This window comes from Aeromonas sp. WP2-W18-CRE-05, assembly GCF_014168615.1.
Lineage (GTDB): Bacteria > Pseudomonadota > Gammaproteobacteria > Enterobacterales > Aeromonadaceae > Aeromonas > Aeromonas caviae.
In genome coordinates, this window is record NZ_AP021917.1 from 265,077 (window position 1) to 283,177 (window position 18,101).

17 protein-coding genes and 1 pseudogene are annotated in these 18,101 nt (G+C 64.0%); all 18 read left to right on the plus strand.

Annotated features, from left to right (window positions below; all coding sequences use genetic code 11):
• Positions 1 to 34: 34 nt before the first annotated feature.
• The 18 genes and pseudogenes from H7R73_RS01290 (at position 35) to H7R73_RS01375 (ending at position 18,009) form a co-directional block, all read left to right on the plus strand.
• Entirely contained in the window at positions 35 to 898 is an 864-nt protein-coding gene (locus H7R73_RS01290; protein ID WP_041214302.1) for a hypothetical protein, read from the plus strand.
• Positions 898 to 1,491: a PilN domain-containing protein gene (locus tag H7R73_RS01295; RefSeq protein WP_048208876.1), complete on the plus strand. Its 594-nt coding sequence runs from the start codon at positions 898 to 900 to the stop codon at positions 1,489 to 1,491. Before H7R73_RS01290 ends, H7R73_RS01295 begins: the two co-directional genes overlap by 1 nt.
• The gene (locus H7R73_RS01300) at positions 1,491 to 2,138 is read left to right on the plus strand and encodes an MSHA biogenesis protein MshJ (RefSeq protein WP_103259363.1); all 648 of its coding nucleotides are present in this window, start codon (positions 1,491 to 1,493) and stop codon (positions 2,136 to 2,138) included. Before H7R73_RS01295 ends, H7R73_RS01300 begins: the two co-directional genes overlap by 1 nt.
• Positions 2,139 to 2,166: 28 nt before the next feature.
• The gene (locus H7R73_RS01305) at positions 2,167 to 2,496 is read left to right on the plus strand and encodes a SctD/MshK family protein (protein ID WP_042015443.1); all 330 of its coding nucleotides are present in this window, start codon (positions 2,167 to 2,169) and stop codon (positions 2,494 to 2,496) included.
• 69 nt (positions 2,497 to 2,565) lie between these two features.
• A pseudogene (mshL, locus tag H7R73_RS01310) lies at positions 2,566 to 4,232 on the plus strand (pilus (MSHA type) biogenesis protein MshL).
• The gene (locus H7R73_RS01315; RefSeq protein ID WP_141651384.1) at positions 4,211 to 4,393 is read left to right on the plus strand and encodes a hypothetical protein; all 183 of its coding nucleotides are present in this window, start codon (positions 4,211 to 4,213) and stop codon (positions 4,391 to 4,393) included. Before mshL ends, H7R73_RS01315 begins: the two are co-directional and overlap by 22 nt.
• Positions 4,384 to 5,274: an ExeA family protein gene (locus H7R73_RS01320; RefSeq protein WP_010672622.1), complete on the plus strand. Its 891-nt coding sequence runs from the start codon at positions 4,384 to 4,386 to the stop codon at positions 5,272 to 5,274. The genes H7R73_RS01315 and H7R73_RS01320 overlap by 10 nt, the downstream gene beginning before the upstream one ends.
• Entirely contained in the window at positions 5,271 to 6,407 is a 1,137-nt protein-coding gene (locus tag H7R73_RS01325) for a tetratricopeptide repeat protein (protein ID WP_103259364.1), read from the plus strand. Before H7R73_RS01320 ends, H7R73_RS01325 begins: the two co-directional genes overlap by 4 nt.
• A 73-nt stretch (positions 6,408 to 6,480) precedes the next feature.
• Positions 6,481 to 8,193, plus strand: coding sequence for an MSHA fimbrial ATPase MshE (mshE, locus tag H7R73_RS01330; RefSeq protein ID WP_103259365.1), 1,713 nt, complete (start codon positions 6,481 to 6,483; stop codon positions 8,191 to 8,193).
• Positions 8,194 to 8,240: 47 nt separating this feature from the next.
• A complete protein-coding gene (locus H7R73_RS01335) occupies positions 8,241 to 9,461 on the plus strand; it encodes a type II secretion system F family protein (RefSeq protein ID WP_103259366.1) in 1,221 nt (406 codons plus the stop codon).
• Positions 9,462 to 9,561: 100 nt separating this feature from the next.
• A complete protein-coding gene (locus tag H7R73_RS01340) occupies positions 9,562 to 10,023 on the plus strand; it encodes a hypothetical protein (RefSeq protein WP_103259367.1) in 462 nt (153 codons plus the stop codon).
• A gap of 77 nt (positions 10,024 to 10,100) precedes the next feature.
• Positions 10,101 to 10,760 carry a type II secretion system protein gene (locus H7R73_RS01345; RefSeq protein ID WP_103259368.1) on the plus strand — a complete coding sequence of 220 codons (660 nt, stop codon included), beginning with the start codon at positions 10,101 to 10,103 and terminating at the stop codon, positions 10,758 to 10,760.
• Positions 10,761 to 10,779: 19 nt separating this feature from the next.
• Positions 10,780 to 11,238 carry a prepilin-type N-terminal cleavage/methylation domain-containing protein gene (locus H7R73_RS01350; protein ID WP_041214309.1) on the plus strand — a complete coding sequence of 153 codons (459 nt, stop codon included), beginning with the start codon at positions 10,780 to 10,782 and terminating at the stop codon, positions 11,236 to 11,238.
• Positions 11,239 to 11,302: 64 nt separating this feature from the next.
• Positions 11,303 to 11,785 carry a prepilin-type N-terminal cleavage/methylation domain-containing protein gene (locus tag H7R73_RS01355; protein ID WP_103259369.1) on the plus strand — a complete coding sequence of 161 codons (483 nt, stop codon included), beginning with the start codon at positions 11,303 to 11,305 and terminating at the stop codon, positions 11,783 to 11,785.
• Positions 11,772 to 12,347 (plus strand): prepilin-type N-terminal cleavage/methylation domain-containing protein, encoded by a 576-nt coding sequence (locus H7R73_RS01360; RefSeq protein ID WP_103259370.1) that lies wholly within the window; start codon positions 11,772 to 11,774, stop codon positions 12,345 to 12,347. Before H7R73_RS01355 ends, H7R73_RS01360 begins: the two co-directional genes overlap by 14 nt.
• Positions 12,347 to 13,189 carry a PilW family protein gene (locus H7R73_RS01365; protein ID WP_103259371.1) on the plus strand — a complete coding sequence of 281 codons (843 nt, stop codon included), beginning with the start codon at positions 12,347 to 12,349 and terminating at the stop codon, positions 13,187 to 13,189. Before H7R73_RS01360 ends, H7R73_RS01365 begins: the two co-directional genes overlap by 1 nt.
• Positions 13,179 to 13,646 carry an MSHA biogenesis protein MshP gene (locus tag H7R73_RS01370; protein WP_232092727.1) on the plus strand — a complete coding sequence of 156 codons (468 nt, stop codon included), beginning with the start codon at positions 13,179 to 13,181 and terminating at the stop codon, positions 13,644 to 13,646. The genes H7R73_RS01365 and H7R73_RS01370 overlap by 11 nt, the downstream gene beginning before the upstream one ends.
• Positions 13,630 to 18,009: a DUF6701 domain-containing protein gene (locus tag H7R73_RS01375; protein WP_232092728.1), complete on the plus strand. Its 4,380-nt coding sequence runs from the start codon at positions 13,630 to 13,632 to the stop codon at positions 18,007 to 18,009. The genes H7R73_RS01370 and H7R73_RS01375 overlap by 17 nt, the downstream gene beginning before the upstream one ends.
• Positions 18,010 to 18,101 lie beyond the last annotated feature (92 nt).

The window sequence follows — 18,101 nt, forward strand, 5'->3', positions numbered from 1 at the left end:
TTAGTCCGTTTTACGCGGCCAGGTGAAGATCCAGATGAAGTCACTGTTCAGGCGTTCTCCCTCCAGCCATCAGGTCGGGATCCTGCTGGCCAGCGATCGCATTCTGCTGGCCTGCGTGGACCCCGTTCCCGTGTTTGCCAGCCAGCCTGTCAACGGCCCCCACGACTGGTCCAAGGCCCTGGCCGAGCTGTTTTCCCGGCACGGTCTGGCCAAGTCTAAGGTGCGGGTGGCCCTCGCGGCCAGCCTTTATCAGCAGATCCAGATCGACAAGCCCGCTGTCCCCGATGCCGAGATGGCGGGGGCCCTGCCCTGGGCCATCAAGGATTTCGTCAACGAGCCGGTGTTGCAGCTCGCCATGGATTATGTGGACCTGCCGACGCCCCCTGCCGGGCGTCCGCGCATCAACGTTGTCTGCATGCCCAAGAGCCGGGTGCAGCAGGTGGCGGATGCGGTCAACGGCGCGGCGACCCTGGAGGCCATCGTCAGTGACGAGCTGGCCATGACGGCCCTCTACGAGGCGGACCAGATGGTGCGCATGCTGCTCTGGCAACCCCGGGGGCAGGAGCTGCAACTGCTGGTCTTCCATCGGGGCGGACTCTGTTTCTCCCGCCAGCTGCGCGGATTTGCGAGCCTCACCGGCAGCCATGAGCCAGATGCTGACCAGCTCGACGCGCTGGCGCTGGAGATCCAGCGATCCATCGATTATCTGGCCGGCCATCTCAAGCTGCCCGAGCCCGGCCAGTTGCAACTGGCCATCGCCTCCTCCGCCATGGGGGTACTGGTGCGTCACCTGGAACAGACATTCGGTTTCCCGGTGTCGGCCATGGCAAACAAGGCGGTATTGGCGGGAGTCGAATACCTCAGTGCCTATGGCGCGGCCCTGGGCAGGAGCGACTGATGAAACACCATATCAACCTCTATGGCGCCGAATTCCGGCCAAGACGCCTGTGGGCCAGCCTGCCCCAGATGGCGTCGGTCTGGGGCGGCGTCCTGGTGCTGCTGCTGGGGGCCACCCTCTTCTATGGCTGGCAACAGCAGGGCCTCGATCGTGAATTGGCTGGCGTGCGGGCACAGCTCGACGTGCAGCGCGGCGAGGCCAGGCGTCTCGATGCGGAGCTGGCGCGCCATCTGGCGAATGCAGACTTGCAGCGGCAACTGGCCGACAAGCGGGAAGAGCTGGGGGCCAAACAGGCGCTGATGCAGCAGCTTGGCCACCTCTCCCTGCAAAAATCCCAGGGCTATGCGGGGGTGATGGCGGACCTTGCCCGCCTGCGGGATCCCCGCCTCTCCCTGCAACGGATCGAGATAAGCGACGGGCGCATCAACCTCGCGGGTGTGGCCGAACGCAGTCAGGACGTGCCCGCCTGGGTGAACCGCTTCAAACAGACCCCCTCCCTGGCGGGCAAGCAGTTTGGCGAGCTCACCCTGAGTCGGGACAAGGAGGGCCAGCTTGCCTTCCAGCTCAGTGGCATAGCGCGGGAGACTCCCTGATGGACATGAAGGCACAATGGCAGGGATGGGCGCAGCAGATCGCAGCCCTCAGCCTGCGCGAGCGGATCCTCATTCTGTTGACCGGGGTCGTGCTGCTCGGGGCCATGGGCATCTATGGCTGGCTGGATGACGCCGATACCCGGCTGGGCCAGGATCGGCAGGCCCTGGCTGCGGCGCAGCGGGATCTGGAGATCCTGACCTTGGAAAACCAGGGCAAGCAGGCCAGGCTGGGGCGGGATCCCGATGCCCAGGTACGCGAGCAGCTCGCCGGTGTCGAGACCACTCTGCGCCAGATGGATGCCGAGCTGCTGGCTCAGACGGTGGATCTGATCCCCGCCCACGAAATGCCCGCGGTGCTGGAGGCCCTGTTGTCCCGCTCCGCCAACCTGCATATGCTGGCGCTAACCTCCCTCAAGCCCGAGCCGCTGATGGCCGGGGAGCAGAAGGTGAACCTGTTCAGGCACGGCATCCGGCTTCAGCTGGAGGGCGGCTATTTCGATGTCTACCAGTACCTGAAAGCGCTCGAAGCCCTGCCTCGCCACTTCTACTGGAAGGGCTTTGACTACCGGGTGGTCGAGCATCCCAAGGCGGCGGTAGCGATGGAGATCTACACCCTCAGCACCAGCAAGGAGTTCATCCGTGGTTAAGCGGCATGTCGGCGGGACGGGATCCCGCATTTTTGCCTTCCCATCCTGGCGCTGGCTGGCCCTGTGGGGGAGCCTGCTCGCGCTGCAGGCCCAGGCCGAGGTGCTGCAGGATCCCACCTTGCCCCTGGCGGGATCCGGCTCGGCGGCGAGTGTCGCCAAGGAGGCCGGTCTGCCCAGGTTGCAGAGCGTCATCCTGGGGAGCGGGCCCGCCCTGGCGGTGCTCGACGGTCAAAGCTACCGGGTCGGCCAGCAGGTCAACGGATTCCGGCTGGTGGGGATCAGCGCCGACAGCGTGGTGCTGGAAAAAGCGGGCAAACGCCAGACACTGACCCTGTTTGGCAGCAAGATCCGGATGTGAAGTGGGTGTCGCACGGATGGTGCGGGCCAGGTTTGTCGAGTTTCTTAGCGAGTCAGGTGCACGAATAACATGAAAAAACACCCTTTTTGTCTGCTTCCCCTCGCGCTGGCGGTGGCGGGTTGCACTACCTATCGTCACCCCGAGCCGGTACAGGCCAAAGATGCACTCAAGCAGGCGATGAGCGAGCAGAGCCCGACCGCCCCCCTGACTTCCCTGCCGCCCTCGGTGCAGAGCGAGCTGTTGCAGCTCAATCGTCCCCAGCAGCCGATGACCATTCCCGAGAAGCGGATGCGCATCGCGGCCCATGACGTGGACGCGGTGGAGTTCTTCGGCTCCCTGTTCAAGGGCTCCCGCTACAGCGTGGCGGTCCATCCCGGTGTGGCGGGCGTCATTTCGGTAGAGCTCAAGGACGTGACCCTGCAGGAGGCGCTGGCGACCGTCGGCGACATGTACGGCTTCGATGTGCAGCGCAAGGGCAACGTGTTCCACGTCTATCCCGCCGGTCTGCGTACCGAGACCATTCCGGTCAACTACCTGATGATGGCCCGGCGCGGTCTCTCCCGTACCTCGGTGAGCACAGGCGGGGTGACGGCCAACGACAACAACAATGGCAATAACAACAACTTCGACAACGGCCTGAACAACAGCGGCAACAACAACAGCCAGGGCAACACCGCCAGCGGTGACAACAACACCAACAGCAACGGCACCCGCATCGAGACGGACAGCAACAACGACTACTGGACCGATCTGCGGGATGCCCTGCAGACCCTGATTGGCACAGGGGAAGGGCGGGCCGTCATCACCAGTCCCCAGGCGGGCCTGGTCACGGTGCGTGCCTATCCCAAGGAGCTCAAGGCGGTGCGCGAGTTCCTGGACCAGTCCGGCGAACACCTCAAGCGCCAGGTGGTGCTGGAGGCGCGGATCCTGGAAGTGTGGGTTACGAGCAGGGGGTGGACTGGAGCGGCCTCTCCGCAAGCTGGGACGGCGGCAAGGGCATCACGGGGGGCGGCTCCCTCATGGACAGCCCCATCGCTTCGACCCCCAACCAGATCTTCCGGGCTTTGGGGGGCGGCGCCGGTTTCACCATCTCCGATGGCAACTTCAACGTCGCGGTCAGCCTGCTCAAGACCCAGGGGGACGTGAACACCCTCTCCAGCCCGCGCGTGACGGCCACCAATAACCAGAAAGCGGTGATCAAGGTGGGGACGGACGAATACTTCGTCACCAACGCCTCTACCACCACCACCACCTCGGGGACTTCGGCCCCCATCGTCACCCCGAACGTGGAGCTGACCCCCTTCTTCTCGGGGATAGCCCTGGACGTGACGCCCCAGATCGACGAGCAGGGCAAGGTATTGCTGCATATCCACCCCTCCGTCATCGACACCGAGGAGCAGAGCAAGACCATCAACGTCGGCACCGCCGATCCCCTGGTGTTGCCGCTGGCCAAGAGCTCCATCCGCGAGTCCGATACCGTGGTGCAGGCCAACAATGGGGACATCATCGTCATCGGTGGTCTGATGAAGACCGACAGGCAGGAGATTGTCAGCAAGGTGCCCCTGCTGGGTGACATCCCCTGGGTCGGCGAGGCCTTCACCAACCGCCGGGAGAGCAACCGCAAGGTGGAGCTGGTGATCCTGCTCAAGCCCACCGTGGTGGAAAAGGACACCTGGCAGAAAGAGCTGCAACGCTCCTCCGAGCTGCTCGACAAATGGTATCCCCCCAAGGGCTGATCCGGGATGACGCGCCTGTTGAGCACTCCTTCTCCCATGTGGCGGCGCCTCCCGGCTGCCGCCACTCTGCCCTGCCCGACGGCGGTGGCGCCATGTCGCTGATCCGGGGCTGTCTGCGGCTGCGCGCCCTGGACTCTGGCCGGGAGGGTGCATGTATCTGAGTCACTTCGGACTGCGGGAGGCCCCCTTCGGCCTGACCCCGAACACCGGTTTCTATTACGGCCTGCCCCCCCACGAGGAGGCCATGCAGGTGCTCAACTGGGCGCTTTCCCAGGGGGAGGGGTTCATCAAGGTGACCGGCGAGGTCGGCACCGGCAAGACCCTGCTCTGTCGCAAACTGCTGAGCGAGCTCGGCTCCGAGGCCTGCCCGGTGCGCCTGGCCTGGCTGCCCAACCCCCATCTCACTCCGGGGGAGCTGCGCACGGCCCTGGCCCTGGAGCTGGGGTTGACGCTGGCGGGGGAGAGCGAGCTGGATCTCACGGATCGTATTCACCGCCATCTGATCTCCCTGCATCGTCAGGGGAGCCGGGTGGTGGTGCTGATCGACGAGGCGCAAGCCCTGCCGGACGAGACCCTGGAGGCGATCCGGCTGTTTGGCAACCTGGAAACCGAATCCAGCAAGCTGCTGCAAATCGTGCTGTTCGGCCAGCCCGAGCTGGATGCCAGGCTCGGGCAGCCCCGTCTTCGCCAGTTGCGCCAGCGCATCGGTTTTTCCTACCGCCTGCGGCCGCTGCGGCTCGACGAGACCCGCGCCTATCTGGAGTACCGGCTGCAGGTGTCCGGCTATCGCGGGGCCGCCCTGTTCGATGGCCGCGCCCTGCGCAGGCTGTGGCGCGCATCCCGCGGCATTCCCCGCCTCATCAACATACTGGCGCAGAAGTGCCTGATGCTGGCCTATGGTCGCGGTGTGCGGCGGATCGACAGCGCCCTGGTCCGGCTCGCCATCCGGGATACCGATGATGCCCGCCGTGGCCGTCTCACCCTCTGGTGGCCCCTGTTGTTGTTGCTGGGCACCGCCCTGGCGTATGGAGTCTGGTCATGAGCGTGATCAATCAGATGCTGAAAGATCTGGATAGGCGTCAGCAAGAGGCCGAGGGAGCCGCCGTCTATGTGGCGCCGGTGCGCCAGCAAGGCTGGTGGATGCTGGTGCTGACCCTGCTGTGTACCCTGGCCCTGGGGATCCTCGGCTGGCGCACCTGGATCTTCTGGCAGCAGAGCCAGCGAGCCTCCCTGCCAGCGGCGCAGGTCGAGGCCCCCCGCACCGCCCCTACGGTGGCGCCATCCGCGCCCCTGGCGGTGGTGGCCACCACACAGGCGGTCTCCTCTGCCGCGCCAGTGGCAAAGGTGCCCGCCGCCAGTGCCGAGTCGACCGCCGCCAGAATGGCCCCCTCCGCAGCCGAGCAGGCTCCGGCCGATGAGGCCGTGCTCGCCGATGAGGGCAATCCGCAGGAAGCGCTGGGGGACGAGACGATCCCGAGCGACGAGGAGCTGCAACCGGACCTCTATGCCGAGCTGGCTGCTGAGCAGGGCGCCGAAGAGGCGCCTGCACCCGCCGCGCCGCGCAAACCCGGGATCCTGAAGATCGAGACGGTGGAACTCTCCGACGCCGAGCTGGCCACCCTGGCCGAGCGCAAGGCGACCACGGCCATGGCCAAGGGGCGGATGGAGGAGGCGCAGGATGGCTACTACGAGGTGCTGGCCCACGATCCCCACAACCAGGGGGCGCGGGAACAGCTGGCGGGCCTGCTCTATGGCGCCGGACGGCTGACCGAGGCCGCCCAGGTGCTGGAAGAGGGGCTGAGGCTGGATCCCGCGCAGGCGGACCTGCGTCTGCTGCTGGCCCGTGTGGCCATCAGCGGCGGGGATCGGCAGAAGGCGCTGGACTGGCTCACCGGCTATCAGCCCGATATTGCCAGCAATCTGGATTATTACGCCACCTGGGCCGGTCTTGCCCAGGAGCTGGGGCAGCCTGTCCAGGCGTCCGAGATGTACGTCAGGCTGCTGCGCCAGCAGCCGGATCAGGGGCGCTGGTGGCTGGGACTGGGGGTGGCGGAGGATGGTCAGGGACACCGTCAACGGGCACTGGATGCCTATCGCAATGCCCAGTTGCACGGCAACCTGGGGGAGGCCTCCACCCAATGGCTCGAACAACGAATTGGCCAACTGACCCATTGATAGAACGGCTGTTCGATGAGCCCATGCCATCGGACAAGGCAGCGGGCGTGAAGCAACAGAGATCGGAGCAACAATGGCACAACCCAGACTGAAAATGCGCCTAGGCGACCTGCTGGTACAGGAACAGATCATCTCGGATGATCAGCTGCAGCTCGCCCTGCAGCAGCAGCGCCAGACCGGCCGCAAGCTGGGGACCACCCTCATCGATCTCGGCTTCATCAGCGAGGTGCAACTGCTGACCTTCCTCGCCCGTCAGCTGGATGTGCCCTTCTTCGATCTCAACAACCTCACCATCGACGTCTCGGCCGTGGCGCTGTTGCCCGAGGTGCAGGCGCGTCGCTACCGGGCGCTTGCCGTCAACCTGAGCGACGACAAGGTCACCGTGGTGATGTCGGATCCGGCGGATCTGAGCGCCCTCGACGCCATCGCTGCCCTGCTCAGCCCGCGGGAGCTGGTGCTGGCCGTGGCCCGTGAAGGCCAGCTGCTGGAGTATTTCGACCGCCTCTATCGCCGCACCCGGGAGATAGAGAACTTCGCGGTGCAACTGCACGAAGAGCACCAGGAGACCGGCTTCGAGCTGGGGGCCGGCAGCCTCAATGCCGCAACCGACGAGGGGGAGGCGACGGTGGCCAAGCTGCTGCGCTCCCTGTTCGAGGACGCGGTACAGGTGGGTGCCTCCGACATCCATATCGAACCGGACGAGAAGGTGCTGCGCATTCGCCAGCGTATCGACGGCGTGCTGCACGAGAACATCCTCAACGAGGTGCGCATTGCCCAGGCGCTGGTGCTGCGCCTCAAGCTGGTGGCCGGGCTTGACATCTCGGAGAAGCGTCTGCCCCAGGATGGCCGCTTCAACATGAAGGTGCGCGGCCGCGACGTGGATGTGCGGATGTCCACCATGCCGGTGCAGTACGGGGAATCCGTGGTGATGCGGCTGCTGGATCAATCCTCCGGCATCTTGTCGCTCGCCGAGACCGGGATGCCACCCGCCATCCTGACCCGCTTCCGCCGTCAGCTCAAACGCCCTCACGGCATGATCCTGGTGACGGGCCCGACCGGTAGCGGCAAGACCACGACGCTCTACGGCGCCCTCTCCGAGCTCAACCAGGCCAGCCACAAGATCATCACGGTGGAAGACCCGGTGGAGTACCGTCTGCCCCGCATCAGCCAGGTGCAGGTCAATCCCAAGATAGGGCTCACCTTCTCCCAGGTGCTGCGCTCCACCCTGCGCCAGGATCCGGACATCCTGCTGGTGGGGGAGATGCGGGACAACGAGACGGTGGAGATCGGCCTGCGCGGCGCCATGACGGGCCACCTGGTGCTGACCACCTTGCACACCAACGACGCCGTGACCAGTGCCCTGCGTCTCATCGACATGGGGGCGCCCGGCTATCTGGTGGCGAGCGCCCTGCGGGCCGTGGTGGCCCAGCGCCTGGTGCGGCGGGTGTGTGAACACTGCGCCTGCGAGACGGCGCCGGACGAGGGGCAGGCCACCTGGCTATCCGTGCTTTCCGGTGAAGCGCCGGGGCAGCATCGCTATCGCAAGGGGCGGGGTTGCCAGAGCTGCAACTTCACCGGCTACGCGGGCCGGATCGGGGTGTACGAGCTGCTGGAGCTGGATCAACCCATGATGGATGCCCTGCGCCGCAACGATGCCGAGGGGTTTGCCCGGGCGGCACGGGCGCACGAGCACTACCGTCCCCTGGCCCTGACGGCGCTCGACTATGCCCGCGAGGGGATCACCTCGGTGGACGAGGTGCTTCGGCTGGCCGAGGACCTGGGGTAACGCATGAGGCATCTGGATCGTACTGAATCACTCTGCCGGGGTCGCCCATGAATCGTTTTGCCTACAAGGGGCGTGACAGCCGGGGCCAGGCCGTCAGCGGCGTGGTGGAAGCGGTCAGCGAGCAGGCCGCCGCCGAGCAGCTGATGCGCCGCGGGGTGATGCCCACCGAGCTGAAGGCCGGCAAGGCCAGGTCTGCCAGCATCGACTGGTCGCTGCTGCTGGAAGGGAGCGTCAAGCTGGAGGAGCTGGTAGTCTTCAGCCGCCAGATGTATGCCCTGACCCGTGCAGGCATCCCTATCCTGCGCGCCATCGCGGGGCTGGAGGAGAGCGCCCACAGCAAGCCCCTCAAGCGGGCGCTTCACGCTCTGGGGGAGGATCTGGCCAACGGCCGGCCGCTGTCGAGCGCGATGCAGTCGCACCCGAAGGTGTTCAGCAGCCTCTTCGTGGCCATCATCCACGTGGGGGAGAACACGGGTCAGCTGGAGGAGGCCTTCCTGCAGCTCGCCAACTATTTCGATCTGGAGCTGGAGACCCGCAAGCGGATCAAGACCGCCATGCGCTACCCCACCTTCGTGCTGATTGCCATCGCCGTCGCCATGGTGATCCTCAACATCATGGTGATCCCCGTCTTTGCCGGGATGTTTGCCAAGTTCGGGGTGGAGCTGCCGCTGGCGACCCGTATCCTGCTGGCCACCTCCCACTTCTTCGTTCACTACTGGTGGCTGCTGCTCGCCATCCTGGTGGGCGCCGTCGTCGGCTGGCGACGCTGGGTCGCCACCACCAAAGGCAGGTTGGCCTGGCACAGATGGCAGCTGCGGCTGCCCATCGTCGGCTCCATCATAGAGCGCTCCCTGCTTGCCCGTTTTGCCCGCAGCTTCTCCATGATGCTCAAGGCTGGCGTGCCGCTCAACACGGCGCTGACCCTGGTGGCCGATGCGGTGGACAACGCCTGGATGGCGGGGCAGATCCGCGACATGCGGGGCGGCATCGAGCGCGGCGAGAGCCTGCTGCGTACCGCCGGGGCCAGCGGTCTGTTCACCCCTCTGGTGATGCAGATGATCGCGGTGGGGGAAGAGACCGGTCAGGTGGACGAGCTGCTGCACGAAGCGGCCGAGTATTACGAGCGTGAGGTGGATTATGACCTCAAGAGCCTCACCGCCCGCATCGAACCCATCCTCATCGGCATAGTGGCCGTCATGGTGCTGGTGCTGGCGCTCGGCATCTTTACGCCCATGTGGGACATGATGCGGGCCGTGCGTGGTCAATAGACGGTATCTTCACTCCTCCTGGTGGGGGACATGATGAGAGCGGTGCGGGGGCAGTGATGAGCTGGGCTATTTTCACTGCCAAACAGGATGCGGGAGAGGTATGAGCAGACAGTCCGAGCAGGATGAGCGCTGGCTGGGAGGCTACAGGCGGTTGATCGCCTGCATCCTGCTGCTGGTCATCCTTGCCACCCTGGCCCTGAGCTATCGCAGCCACAGGGAAGCGGCGCTGGCGGTCAGCCTGACCCTGCTGGGGGAGCAGTTTGCCGAGCGAGTCCAGCGGCTGCACGGGCGCTGGCTCGATGAGCGGCGCCCCGCCGTGCTGTATGCAGAGGGGCGGGCCTGGCAGTTTGATGGACGGGGCTGGCCGCTGGCGGTGTTGCCGCTACAGTCACCGTCCGAGAACTGCCGCGGGCTCTGGTCGGCCTTGCTCGGCCAGGAGGCGCTGTCGATGCCCACCCTGCAGGTGCTGGCTAGCCCGGATGGGGAGGGATGCGAATTTGGTTGGGAGGCTAACTGGTTGATCTATCGCTTCGCCGACGGCAGTTTGCTGAACAAATCTTGAACAGTATCGTTCTAGCGTCTCGGCGACATGATTTTTTTCTATCTGCATGAAATAATGCGGAACATTACGGAGGCAGCATGGCAACAAAGAGAGTGATACCCGGCCAGGGGCCCGGTCAGATGGCCGGTTTTTCCCTGATTGAGCTGGTGATCGTCATCGTGATCCTGGGGATCCTGGCCGTCACCGCCTTGCCCCGTTTTCTCGATGTGACCGACGAGGCGAAGAAGGCGAGCGTGGAAGGGGTGTCTGGCGGTTTCGCCACCGGAGTGTCCCTGGTGCGGGCCCAGTGGGAGGCCGAAGGGCGTGCCAGGCAGGATGGACTCAACACCGTGCTCTATGACGGCTCGCGTTTCTATCTGACCACGCCGACCGACAGTCAGGTCAGCAATGGCGAGCTCTCTCCCGGGTATCCCATGGACACGGCGTCAAGCGGCACGCCCGATGTGGATCCGGCCAGTCTGACGGCGGCCCGCTGCCTCAATATTTGGGAGGGGTTGTTGCAGAATCCTCCCAAGGCTACTGCCCGTTTTGACGAGGTGCGCGGTAGCGGCAATGACCTGAAGTTCTATGCCACGGTGAGCAACAATGGACTGGATTCGGTCTGCCGTTACTATCTGGTCAACAGCCTGAGCAAGGGAAGTGATGGACGTTATCAGGACCCGCAAGGGAGCACGGATGCGTTCATGAGTTTCAGTTATCGCCCGGCCTCCGGCCAGGTGACCACCAATATCAATTGATAAACCGAGGAAAGACGTAATGAAAAAGCAATCGGGCTTTACCCTGATCGAACTGGTCATCGTGATCATCATTCTGGGCATTCTGGCGGTCACCGCCGCACCCAAGTTCCTGAATCTGCAGGATGATGCGCGCACTTCTACCCTGAAAGGCGTTGAGGGCTCCCTGAATTCTGCTGGCGCCATGGTGTACAGCAAAGCCGTCATTGCAGGTAAAGACGCTGCCGAATCCGAAACGCTGGACATAGGCAATGGTGTCAACGTGGGGATCGCGTTTGGTTACCCCAAGGCAACCCAGGATGATCTTTCCAAAGTGCTCGAGCTGAGCTCTGGTGACTGGAGCTATAAAACTTCCGGTGCAAGCAGCATTCTGATCTTCCCGGCCGCTATTTCTTCCTCCACCGCGACCGATTGCTTCGTCACTTATACCCAGGCTACTTCGGTATCCCTGCCGACCTCTGAAGTGACAGCCTGTAAGTAAGGTCAATTTCAATCAAGATGGAGAGAGGGTCTCTCTCCATCTTCCTCCCAAGGAGTGCTGTGTCATGGCGGCACGAAGTGATGGTTTCACCCTGATTGAACTGGTGATCGTGATCCTGTTGCTCGGGATTCTGGCCGCCTTTGCCGTGCCCAAGTGGCTGGGCAAAGGCGGCTTTGAAACCCATACCCTGCGTGACGAGCTGGTGGCCCGGCTGCGGCTGGTGCAGACCATGAACATGCAGGAAGGGGACGCGCGCTGCACCCAGCTGGTGGTTGAGCCGAGCCGCTTCGGTCATCTGACCCTGCTTGGCAGCTGTACCCCCAAGCCCATCTCCGGCTGGAGTGCGGACGAGCAGAGCCGGGGGCGAGTCATCACCGCCTCCGGCGGCCTCTCCCTGCCTCAAGGGAGCTTTTCTTTCGACAAGCGCAGCGGCCGTCCGCTTTCACCCTCAACCTGCGTCAATGGCTGCAATCTGGCGGTGAGCAGCGGGCAGGAGAGCGCCCGGCTGCGCATCGAGCCGGAAGGTTATATCCATGCCCTCCCTTAAGGCCCGGTGCGGCTTCACCCTGATCGAGTTCGTGGTCGGTATTGTGCTGCTGGCCATCGCCCTGACCGGCGTCCTGGGGCTTCTCATCAATCAGGCACCCCAGGCGGTGGATCCGGTGCAGCAGGTACGGGCCGCCCAGCTGGCCCAGCGGATCTTAAGCGAGGTACTGCAAAAATCCTTCGATGAGCACTCGGATCACAATGGCGGCCGTTTTCGCTGCGGTGAGACCGCCGGCACGCCTCCCGTGGTCTATCCCCCCTGCACCTCGGTCGCCGACTACGGCCCGGAGGGGGGCGAGACCCGCCCCTATGCCTTCAACGACGTGGACGATTTCGACACCGGGGGTCACTGGGTGGACGCCAACCAGTTTACCCAGACGGATGCCGAGGGTGTCAGTGACCAGGAGTATCGCCACTATCAGATCAGGATCGCCGTCACCCCGGATACCCTGTTTGGTAGCAGTGGGCCGGGGGGCGAGTCCATCGGCAAGCGCATCACCCTGACCGTGCGCCTGCCGGACGGGAGCGAGCTGGTCTTCGGCCTCTATCGGGGGAACTACTGATGGGCAAGCCACATTCCCGTGATGCCGTGTGGGAACACCCATGTGCCAGACTCGCCTGTTACCGCGCCCGATCCGGGCGTGAGGGGGGCTTCACCCTGGTGGAGCTGGTGATGGTGATCCTGCTGCTCGGGGTGATGGCGACCTTCTCCAGCCAGTTTATCGGCATCGGCACCCAGATTTACGGGGATGCCAGCCGCCGCGAGCAGCTGATGAGCGATGCCCGTTTCGCCCTGGAGCGGCTCAATCGCGAGCTGCGCGATGCGGTCCCCGGTTCGGTGCGCATCGAGGATGAGGCGGGCAAGGGGGCGGATCAGGGGACCTGCCTGCGCTTCTGGCCCATCGCCACCGCCAGCCGCTATCTGGGCTCAGTGGCCAGCGCCGGGCTCAACATAGTGGTGCCGGACGCGCTGCCGCGAGAGAAGGACCAGGCCATCGTCTATCCTCTCGCCGATCCGGCACTCGGCCTGGATCAGGGGTGTCTCCATGGCAACTGCGTGGCCGCCGTCACCTCGGTGGGGAGCCCGGTCTCGGGGGCCTTGCCGCTGACGGTGGATGGCACCTTCGCCAAGGAGTCCCCCGGGCAGCGTATCTATTTTGCCCGTCAGCAGGTGCGCTACTGCGTGACGAATGCCACCCTGACCCGGGTCAGCGCCGCCATCGGTGCTGACATCAGCCTGGGCACCTCGGCCCTCATGGCCGAGCATATCCGCCCCGCGTCCTATTACTTCTACCGGGAGCCCGCCGCCTTCAGCCAGAGCGAGGTGGGACTGCGGATGGAGCTCGAGCAGCGCGGCGAGCGCGTCCTCTTCAACCACAAGCTGGAGACGCTCAATGTTCCCTAGGCCCCCCCGCAGGCTGGTGCACCAGCGCGGCAGCGCCATCATGGTCGCGCTCTTTGTCATCGTCATCATGGCCCTGCTGGCGGCGGCCATGGGGCGTTTCCTGGTGGACAGCAGCGAGAAGCACACGGTGGAGGTGCGCGGCGTGCGTGCCCTGATGGCGGCCCAGAGCGGGCTCGAAGTTGCACTGTACCGGCTCTATCCCAATGGGGAGTGGCAGGGGCAGGCCAGCCGGTGCGTCCCCATAGCGCTCGACTTCACCGAGCCCGGGCTTGCCGGGTGTCAGGCCAGCATCACCTGCAACAGGGTGACGGTGAGTGCGGCCGGAGGGACCCAGACCGGATACCGATTCAGCAGCGAAGGGCGCTGTGGCCAGCCCGATGCCGGCAGCGGCCCGAACCCCGATTTTGCCGTCAGCCGCACCCTGGTGGCGGAAGCCTTTGATGGAGCGACGCCATGAGCCCCCTGCCAAGGAGCCAGACCCCATGAAGTCCAGCCAGCCTCTTCGCGGCGCCCTGTTGTGGATCTTGCTGGGATCCACCTCGGTGCAGGCCGCCAGCCAGTGTACAGAAGCCTTCCTTTTCCCGGTGCAGAGCCACGCCTCCCCCGGCGTGCTGAGCATGAACAATGAAAGCAAGATCATCAGCACCACAGTGGGGGCCAGTTACCCCTTCCTGACCCAAAAAATCCAGCCCAACGCCAACTGCAACAACGGTGGCTTCTGGAACAACGGCACCTGGGTCTCCAATTGCAACGTCAGCGGCGCCCTTGCCAGTGTGCTCAAGGATGTGACCTTCATCAGCGACCCCGACGCATTTCCGGCCAACCCGGGGGGCTTCCCCTCCTACAGCGGGAAAAATGATCTCGCTTGCGACGGGGCCATCTCTCCTGCTGCCGGTGACTACAAGAACGCCTCGTGGGGGGGCAACAGCTGCGTGGCGACCCTGAAATCGGGCCAGACCTATCGCTTCGATACCTTGTCTATCAGCCAAGGGGCGATGCTCAACCTCAACGGGGCGACCGTCTATGCCCAGAAGATGACCATCAAGAATGAATACAACAGTGGCGTCACCGGGTCGGGAGACCTTCATGTGAACGATCTGACGGTGACGAGTCAGGGCAAGCTCAATGACGCCAGGGTCACCGTCTACAGCACCCTTGAGGTCTCGGGCAATGGCAATACCGGGACCGCCGTCTTCCAGCCGCACTACCTGGACAAGGTCACCATGGAGGTCTCAGCCAGTGGCCAGAGCGTGCTCATGGGGGCAGGGGACTGGTTCATCAAAAGCCTGGGGATGAAGAGCAACAGTGCCATGACCTTCCAGGGGCAGAGCTCCCTCGCCGTCTATGGGCTCAAGATGGAAAACGAGAGCCGGATCTCCGCCGCAGGGAGTCGCAGCGACCTGACGCTCCAGCTTCACCAGACCCTGGAGGTGAGTGGCAACGGCACCCTCAACGGATATCTGCAGGCCCGCTACCTCAAGACGTTCAAACACCAGAGCACCTCCAACATCAATTTCTACTTTCGTGGCGGCAACCACTGGATAGACAAGATGGAGCTCGGCCAGAACGACAGGCTGATCTTTGACAGCGGCAGTGCCGCGAGGTTGTACATCAAAAGCGATCTGGCCCTGAGCGACCAGATGGAGGTCAATGCCGGGGGCAAGGCCAACGACCTGATGATGTATCACTTCGGCAAGGTCACCATGAGCGGCAACACCAAACTCAACGCCATTCTCTATGTGAACGCCGGGGATCTGGCCATGAGTGGCCAGGCCGTGCTGACCGGTGCCGTGTCGGCGGTGAACGTCTCCATGACCAACAACAGCAAGGTGATCCACGAGCCCTTCAACGGCGACTGGCCGGGCATGTGTGAAGACCCACTGACCTGTTTCAGCGACGACTTCTCCGCCAGCACCCTTGGCAGCGACTGGGTGGTGGCTCAACGCAATGGCAGCACCTTGCCCTCTTTGCAAAACGGTCGCCTGCGGCTGACCCAGAATACGACCAACCAGGCCACCTCTGCGACCTTCCAGCGCCTCTTCCCGGGGGCCAGCAATCTGGTGACTATCGAGTTCGATCAGTATGCCTACAAGACCTCCGGCTCGAGCGGGGCGGACGGGATGGCGGTGGTGCTCTCCGATGCGACGATCACGCCCCAGCCCGGCGCCTTCGGTGGCCCGCTGGGTTATGGCTTCAAGACCGGGATCAGCGGTTTTGCCGGTGGCTGGATGGGGGTCGGTATCGACGAATACGGCAACTATGCCAACGAGGGGGGCTCCTATAATCCCGGGTCTCGTCCTCAGGCCGTTTCCATTCGTGGCTCCGGTGCCAGTTCGGGGACCTCGGGCTATCGCTATCTGGCGGGAACGGCGAGCAACCTGAGCCCGGCAGTGGACAGCGGAACCAATGGCAACCGCCCCCATCGTTACCGCATCACCATTGACTCGCGCACTGCCGGCAGTTCACTTGCGTCGGTTGAGCGGAACACGGGCTCGGGCTACACCATGCTGGTGGGGCCCATCAATATGGTGAACCAGACGGGGCAGGCGGCGGTGCCCGCCAACTTCCTGCTGTCGCTCACCGGCTCCACCGGTTCTGTGACGAACTACCATGAGCTCGACAACGTCCGGATCTGCGCCCTCAAATCCAATCCGGTGGGGACCCAGATCGATCACTTCGAGTTCGATCACTCCGGTCAGGCCCTGACCTGCAACCCCGAGACCCTCACCATCCGGGCCTGCGCCAACGCCAGTTGCAGCCAACTGTTCACGGACCCGGTGAGCGCCGTCCTGACCCCCCTGAAGAATGGCAGTAACGGCTGGATAGCCGGCAGCCAGGTGAGCTACAGCGGCAACACCGCTACCGTGACCTTCAGCGGCGGCACCACCAAATTGCAGCTGCGCAACAATCTGGCGACGGCCATCACAGTGGGGGTGAGCGGCTCGACGCCGTCCACCAAACCCCTGAGCACCACCCTGTGCCGCGCCGGCAGTGGTGCCCTGAGCGCCGCCGCCTGTACCTTGAGCTTCGCCGACAGCGGCTTCGTGTTCAATGTGCCGGATACCCTGGCCAACAGGCCCCAAGATGTAGTGATCAGTGCCGTCAAAAAGGACAATGCGACCCAGCAGTGTGTCCCCGGTTTTACCGGTGAGCGTTCGGTCGGCTTCTGGGGAACGTATGTCACCCCGAATGACAATTCTGCCGGGAGTCAGATGGCGATAGATGGCAAGACGATTTCGACTTATGCCGCCAATGTAGTCTCGCCAGCGGCGACAACCCTCAATTTGACCTTCGATGGTCAAGGCAAGGCGACGTTGAAGAGTGTTCGCTATCCGGATGCAGGCCAGATGCGGCTTAATGCCCGCCACGATGGCAGCGGGGATACCGCAGGGCTGGTGATGACGGGCTCGGATCTGTTCGTGAGCCGCCCGGTAGGGCTCTGCATCACGCCCACCCAGGGGACCTGTGCGGCAGGGGATATCACCTGCCCTGTGTTCAAGAGGACGGGAGACAGCTTCTCGCTCAATATCCAGGCCATGGCGTGGCAGAGCGACAGCGATGGGGATATCTGCATCGGCAATGGCACCACCCCCAACTTCGTGTTGTCCGACATCGCCCTGACCAGCGAGCTGGTGGCCCCTCAGGGTGGTGTGGCCGCCCAGGTCACTCCGACCAGGTACAGCCATGTTGCAGCCAGTGCCAGCCTCAATACACCCGCCCTCAGCCTCAATGAGGTCGGGGTCTTCAGGATCAAGGCAACGCCACCGGTGGCAACGTCGCCAGAGGGAAGCACAGTATCAACGGGCTATTTCGGTTACTCCATCCCTCCCGCCACCAGCGTGCCGCTGGGGCGCTTCGTACCCTGGGACTTCAACATGACGAGCGGTACCGTCACCCCGGCCTGCGGTGGTTTCAGTTATATGAGCCAGCCATTCGGGGTACAGACCGTGGTGGAGGCGCGCAACAAGGAAGGGAATGTCACGAGGAACTACCGTGATGCCTTTGCCAGAGGGGCCCTCACCCTGGTGGCCGCCAACAATCAGGACGGGGTGGACAGATCCAATCGGCTGGCACCTCTGGCCGCCAGCTGGACCGAAGGAACAGGCAAGCAGTCAGGTCAAACCCGCTTTATGCGGCTGCGCGAACTGACCCCTAGCCTGACCGCACCGGAAGAGCCCTTGCCGCTCCTGCGACTAGGGCTCAGAGTGACGGACGGTGAGACTCCTGAGACCAGCTTCCTCAGCGGACGGAACATGAATCCGGCCGTCAGCGGCAACTGCCAGAGCGGGGTGAACTGCACCGCCAAACAGCTCTCCATTCCGAAGGGATCGGACGATACCATGATCGCCTACTACGGCCGCCTGCTCGCCAGCACCCGTCAGGGGGTCGATAGCGCCCCGCTGGCGCTGCCCCTGCAGGTGCAATATTTCGAAGGGGGCCTGTGGCGAGCCAATTCGCAAGATATCTGTACCCAGATCTCCCTGGCGGGAGGTGGTATCGTCTTTACCGATGCGGAGCAACGCTATGACGCCGCGACGGGGGATCTGATCCTCAAAGACGGTACCCGCATTCGCCTTGGTCTCGGCAATGTGGCTCCGGGCGGTACTCAGGTCGGTTTCGACGCAGGCGAGACCCGGTTCCATTTCGCCGCGCCGAACCAGAGTGTGCGCATTCCCTACGAGATCCGTCTGGACAAACAGCCCCTCTCTCCCCTCTGGCTGGCGGATCCGGCCACGGCGGATCACCTGCTGGGAGAGGCCATTTTTGGCCGGGATCGGGGTAATGACAGAATTATTTATCGCCGCGAAGTGATGCCCTGACACCCGGGCTGACACGGGGAGATAGACGCATTGCTGTACAGTGGCGTCTTATCTCCTTGTTTCGTAGTGTTTGTCGGCCTGAGCGGGTGAGT

Coding starts and splice junctions, on each gene's coding strand:
- H7R73_RS01375 (WP_232092728.1), top strand. CDS start 13,630: ATGGAGCGACGCCATGAGCCCCCTGCCAAGGAGCCAGACCCCATGAAG.
- H7R73_RS01335 (WP_103259366.1), top strand. CDS start 8,241: ATGAATCGTTTTGCCTACAAGGGGCGTGACAGCCGGGGCCAGGCCGTC.
- H7R73_RS01345 (WP_103259368.1), top strand. CDS start 10,101: ATGGCAACAAAGAGAGTGATACCCGGCCAGGGGCCCGGTCAGATGGCC.
- H7R73_RS01365 (WP_103259371.1), top strand. CDS start 12,347: ATGGGCAAGCCACATTCCCGTGATGCCGTGTGGGAACACCCATGTGCC.
- H7R73_RS01340 (WP_103259367.1), top strand. CDS start 9,562: ATGAGCAGACAGTCCGAGCAGGATGAGCGCTGGCTGGGAGGCTACAGG.
- mshE (WP_103259365.1), top strand. CDS start 6,481: ATGGCACAACCCAGACTGAAAATGCGCCTAGGCGACCTGCTGGTACAG.
- H7R73_RS01325 (WP_103259364.1), top strand. CDS start 5,271: ATGAGCGTGATCAATCAGATGCTGAAAGATCTGGATAGGCGTCAGCAA.
- H7R73_RS01290 (WP_041214302.1), top strand. CDS start 35: ATGAAGTCACTGTTCAGGCGTTCTCCCTCCAGCCATCAGGTCGGGATC.
- H7R73_RS01360 (WP_103259370.1), top strand. CDS start 11,772: ATGCCCTCCCTTAAGGCCCGGTGCGGCTTCACCCTGATCGAGTTCGTG.
- H7R73_RS01350 (WP_041214309.1), top strand. CDS start 10,780: ATGAAAAAGCAATCGGGCTTTACCCTGATCGAACTGGTCATCGTGATC.
- H7R73_RS01300 (WP_103259363.1), top strand. CDS start 1,491: ATGGACATGAAGGCACAATGGCAGGGATGGGCGCAGCAGATCGCAGCC.
- H7R73_RS01295 (WP_048208876.1), top strand. CDS start 898: ATGAAACACCATATCAACCTCTATGGCGCCGAATTCCGGCCAAGACGC.
- H7R73_RS01355 (WP_103259369.1), top strand. CDS start 11,303: ATGGCGGCACGAAGTGATGGTTTCACCCTGATTGAACTGGTGATCGTG.
- H7R73_RS01315 (WP_141651384.1), top strand. CDS start 4,211: ATGGTATCCCCCCAAGGGCTGATCCGGGATGACGCGCCTGTTGAGCAC.
- H7R73_RS01370 (WP_232092727.1), top strand. CDS start 13,179: ATGTTCCCTAGGCCCCCCCGCAGGCTGGTGCACCAGCGCGGCAGCGCC.
- H7R73_RS01320 (WP_010672622.1), top strand. CDS start 4,384: ATGTATCTGAGTCACTTCGGACTGCGGGAGGCCCCCTTCGGCCTGACC.